A 2173-nucleotide genomic window follows, 5' to 3' on the forward strand; every position below is an offset into this window, starting at 1 on the left:
CAAAGAGTGGAGGGGCACAACATTTTTCATAACTTGTTTGTGCCTTGAGCGAAGCGAAAGGAATGACAAAAACTATGACATTACAAAAAGTACTCAGTCGTGTCAGACAGGCCGTAGAGGATTATCATATGATAGAGGAAGGCGACCGGATCGCCGTGGGGATCTCCGGTGGCAAAGATAGTCTTACTCTTCTGCTGGCACTCAATGAATTAAGAAAATTTTATCCGCAGAAGTTCAGCATTTATGCCGTAACCGTGGATCTGGGATTTCAAAATCTGGATCTGAACGAGATCCGGGCACTCTGTGCCTCCCATGAGATTCCTTACACCGTAGTAGAAACTTCTATCGCCAAAATCGTGTTTGAAGACCGCAGGGAAAATAATCCCTGTTCTCTCTGTGCCAAAATGCGTAAAGGCGCTCTGAATGACGCCATAAAGGATCTGGGCTGCAATAAGATTGCCTATGCCCATCACGAGGATGATGTTGTGGAGACCATGATGCTCTCCCTCTTTTACGAGGGACGTCTGCATACCTTTTCCCCGGTAACGCATCTGGACAAAACCGGACTGACGGTGATCCGGCCGCTAATCTATATGCGGGAAGCCGAGGTCATCGGCTTCGTGAACAAATATCAGGTTCCCGTGGTCAAAAGTCCCTGTCCCGCAGACGGACATACCAAGCGGGAATACATCAAAGAATTATTACAACAGATTCATCGGGAAAATCCCGGTGTCAGGGATCGTATTTTCACCGCGATCCAACGAGGAAATATGGAAGGTTGGTCAGATTACTTTGGCAGTCATTAACGAAGAAAATTATCACGATGAACAGAATAAAAACAATATCTTAAAACTCCGCAAGGTTCTGGATACGCTCCCCAGCTTCTGCAGAGATTTTTTCCGTGGAATTGAGCCTTATACTTCCACCAGAACAAGACTGGCTTATGCCTATGATATTCGACTTTTCTTTGAATTTCTCCATGAGAAAAACAGTTATTGCCATAAAATGGAGATTACTGAATTTCCCCTTTCAGTTCTGGATATGGTACAGCGGACGGATATCGAAGAATATCTGGACTATATGAGCCTGTATCAGAAGGATGGGAAAAATATTACGAACGAGGAACGGGGAAAGGCAAGAAAACTGGCCGCTCTTCGAAGCTTCTATAATTACTATTTTCAGAGCGAACGTATCGAGAAAAACACAGCGGCACTGGTTCCTCTGCCGAAGCGTCATGAAAAAGAGATCATCCGTCTGGAACCCAATGAGGTGGCTATTCTGTTAGATCAGGTGGAGGACGGCACCAAGCTGACCAAAAAGGAACTGGAATACCACAAGAAAACAAAGCTCCGGGATATTGCCCTCCTGACGCTTCTATTGGGAACCGGCATCCGTGTATCGGAATGTGTAGGTCTGGATATTAACGACGTGGATTTCAATAACGGCGGCATCAAGATCCGGAGAAAAGGTGGTTATGAAGCAATAGTCTACTTCGGCGATGAAGTAGAAACCGCTCTGCTCGACTATCTGGAGCAAAGGGAACATATCATTCCAGCCGAAGGACATGAGAATGCTCTGTTCCTGTCCCTGCAGAATCGCCGAATGGCCGTCCGCTCCGTAGAGAATCTGGTAAAAAAATATGCCTCCCGGGTAACCACCTTAAAGAAAATCACGCCCCATAAACTACGCAGTACCTACGGTACCGAACTCTATAAAGAAACCGGGGATATCTATCTGGTAGCAGATGTTCTGGGTCATAAAGATGTAAATACCACAAGAAAACACTATGCCGCACTGGAAGAACAACGGCGTCGGCAGGCCGCCAATGCTTTTCATCTACGGGAACACAGCAATAGACATTCGGACCAGCCGGACAAATGACAATTAGAAAAGATACCCAACACTTTTGGTGTATTAGGTTAATCATCTCTGCATAAAATGGAAAGTTAGTTAAATACATTGGCAAAATCCACGAACTCCCGGAGCATGCGATACACATGTCTCGATGTAAGGTCTCCGGATGTGAATTTTCTACGAAAAGTGATGAGTAGTTCTCGTCATGACGGGGCCGCCTACAGTCGACATCCATGTCGACTGTAGGCTGACGCGGACATCGTGTCCGCTTTCCCCCTGCCTTTCAGCACTTTTCTAGAAAATATCAACATCCTCCGAC

General features: G+C 46.0%; 2 protein-coding genes. Both read left to right on the forward strand.

Annotated elements, in window-relative coordinates; all coding sequences use genetic code 11:
* Positions 1 to 74: 74 nt before the first annotated feature.
* A complete protein-coding gene (locus OCV96_RS12355; protein WP_227734083.1) occupies positions 75 to 806 on the forward strand; it encodes a tRNA lysidine(34) synthetase in 732 nt (243 codons plus the stop codon).
* The gene (locus tag OCV96_RS12360; RefSeq protein ID WP_227063263.1) at positions 802 to 1881 is read left to right on the forward strand and encodes a tyrosine-type recombinase/integrase; all 1080 of its coding nucleotides are present in this window, start codon (positions 802 to 804) and stop codon (positions 1879 to 1881) included. Before OCV96_RS12355 ends, OCV96_RS12360 begins: the two co-directional genes overlap by 5 nt.
* Positions 1882 to 2173 lie beyond the last annotated feature (292 nt).

The sequence above is a fragment of the Waltera acetigignens genome, assembly GCF_025567015.1.
GTDB lineage: Bacteria > Bacillota > Clostridia > Lachnospirales > Lachnospiraceae > Acetatifactor > Acetatifactor acetigignens.

Bases quoted from the DNA above. Each gene is read 5' to 3' on its own strand.
- OCV96_RS12355 (WP_227734083.1), top strand. From the start codon at position 75: ATGACATTACAAAAAGTACTCAGTCGTGTCAGACAGGCCGTAGAGGAT.